The sequence below is a fragment of the Caballeronia fortuita genome, assembly GCF_001544835.2.
In the GTDB taxonomy this organism is placed as follows: domain Bacteria; phylum Pseudomonadota; class Gammaproteobacteria; order Burkholderiales; family Burkholderiaceae; genus Caballeronia; species Caballeronia fortuita.
Window position 1 is genome coordinate 1 of the sequence record NZ_FCNX02000043.1, and the last position, 2,604, is coordinate 2,604.

2 rRNA genes are annotated in these 2,604 nt (G+C 53.5%); both read right to left on the bottom strand.

Annotated elements, in window-relative coordinates:
* Window positions 1–30 precede the first annotated feature (30 nt).
* Window positions 31–143: ribosomal RNA gene (gene rrf / locus AWB77_RS34010) — 5S ribosomal RNA — on the bottom strand.
* Window positions 144–267: 124 nt separating this feature from the next.
* Window positions 268–2,604, bottom strand: a 23S ribosomal RNA gene (locus AWB77_RS34015); the annotation flags it as partial.

Consider the following 2,604-nt stretch of genomic DNA (forward strand, 5'->3'; position numbering starts at 1 on the left):
GGGGTGGGGTTTTTGTTTGGAGCATGAGGAGCCTGACGATTACCTACTTTCACACGGGAATCCGCACTATCATCGGCGTGGAGTCGTTTCACGGTCCTGTTCGGGATGGGAAGGGGTGGGACCGACTCGCTATGGTCATCAGGCATGACTTGTTGCTGTGTCGTCGGGTGGACGGTACAGCCAATCTGGGAAGAAGCAGTATTGAGTTGGGGTGGCGATTGCATCGCACACGCTTTGGTGACTCGACCAGGAAGACACACTGGTTATAGGATCAAGCCTTACGGGCAATTAGTATCAGTTAGCTCAATGCATTACTGCACTTACACACCTGACCTATCAACGTCCTGGTCTGGAACGACCCTTCAAGGGGCTCGAAGCCCCGGGGATATCTCATCTTAAGGCGAGTTTCCCGCTTAGATGCTTTCAGCGGTTATCTCTTCCGAACATAGCTACCCGGCGATGCGACTGGCGTCACAACCGGTACACCAGAGGTTCGTCCACTCCGGTCCTCTCGTACTAGGAGCAGCCCCCTTCAAATATCCAACGCCCACGGCAGATAGGGACCAAACTGTCTCACGACGTTTTAAACCCAGCTCACGTACCTCTTTAAATGGCGAACAGCCATACCCTTGGGACCGGCTACAGCCCCAGGATGAGATGAGCCGACATCGAGGTGCCAAACACCGCCGTCGATATGAACTCTTGGGCGGTATCAGCCTGTTATCCCCAGAGTACCTTTTATCCGTTGAGCGATGGCCCTTCCATACAGAACCACCGGATCACTATGACCTGCTTTCGCACCTGCTCGACTTGTCGGTCTCGCAGTTAAGCACGCTTATGCCATTGCACTATCAGCACGATTTCCGACCGTACCTAGCGTACCTTCGTACTCCTCCGTTACGCTTTGGGAGGAGACCGCCCCAGTCAAACTGCCTACCATGCACTGTCCCCGATCCGGATCACGGACCAAGGTTAGAACCTCAAACAAACCAGGGTGGTATTTCAAGGACGGCTCCAGCAAGACTAGCGTCCTGCTTTCATAGCCTCCCACCTATCCTACACAGATCGGTTCAAAGTCCAATGCAAAGCTACAGTAAAGGTTCATGGGGTCTTTCCGTCTAGCCGCGGGGAGATTGCATCATCACAAACACTTCAACTTCGCTGAGTCTCGGGAGGAGACAGTGTGGCCATCGTTACGCCATTCGTGCAGGTCGGAACTTACCCGACAAGGAATTTCGCTACCTTAGGACCGTTATAGTTACGGCCGCCGTTTACCGGGACTTCAATCAAGAGCTTGCACCCCATCATTTAATCTTCCGGCACCGGGCAGGCGTCACACCCTATACGTCCACTTTCGTGTTTGCAGAGTGCTGTGTTTTTATTAAACAGTCGCAGCCACCAGTTTATTGCAACCTCTTCACCCTCCTGGCGCAGGCCAGTCAAGCTACAGAGGCGTACCTTATCCCGAAGTTACGGTACCAATTTGCCGAGTTCCTTCTCCCGAGTTCTCTCAAGCGCCTTAGAATACTCATCTCGCCCACCTGTGTCGGTTTGCGGTACGGTCACTGTTAGACTGAAGCTTAGAGGCTTTTCTTGGAACCACTTCCGATTGCTTCTTCACCGAAGTGAATGGCCTCGCACCCTTGAATTCCGCGCCCGGATTTGCCTAAGCGCCTTCTCCAATGCAAGGACCGGGACGTCCAACACCCGGACAACCTTCCGCGATCCGTCCCCCCATCGCATCTAACAATGGTGCAGGAATATTGACCTGCTTCCCATCAGCTACGCATTTCTGCCTCGCCTTAGGGGCCGACTCACCCTACGCCGATGAACGTTGCGTAGGAAACCTTGGGCTTACGGCGAGGGGGCTTTTCACCCCCTTTATCGCTACTCATGTCAGCATTCGCACTTCCGATACCTCCAGCACGCTTTTCAACGCACCTTCGCAGGCTTACGGAACGCTCTCCTACCACACGCACTTACGTGCGCATCCGCAGCTTCGGTGACTGGCTTGAGCCCCGTTACATCTTCCGCGCAGGACGACTCGATCAGTGAGCTATTACGCTTTCTTTAAAGGGTGGCTGCTTCTAAGCCAACCTCCTGACTGTTTTAGCCTTCCCACTTCGTTTCCCACTTAGCCAATCTTTGGGACCTTAGCTGGCGGTCTGGGTTGTTTCCCTCTTGACACCGGACGTTAGCACCCGATGTCTGTCTCCCGTGATTGCACTCTTCGGTATTCGGAGTTTGCTATGGCGTAGTAATCCGCAATGGACCCCACAACCATGACAGTGCTCTACCCCCGAAGGTGATACACGAGGCACTACCTAAATAGTTTTCGGAGAGAACCAGCTATTTCCAAGTTTGTTTAGCCTTTCACCCCTATCCACAGCTCATCCCCTAACTTTTCAACGTTAGTGGGTTCGGTCCTCCAGTACGTGTTACCGCACCTTCAACCTGGCCATGGATAGATCACTTGGTTTCGGGTCTACGCCCAGCAACTGATCGCCCTGTTCGGACTCGCTTTCGCTACGCCTGCCTTAATCAGTTAAGCTCGCTACTGAACGTAAGTCGCTGACCCATTATACAAAAGGTACGCCGTCACCC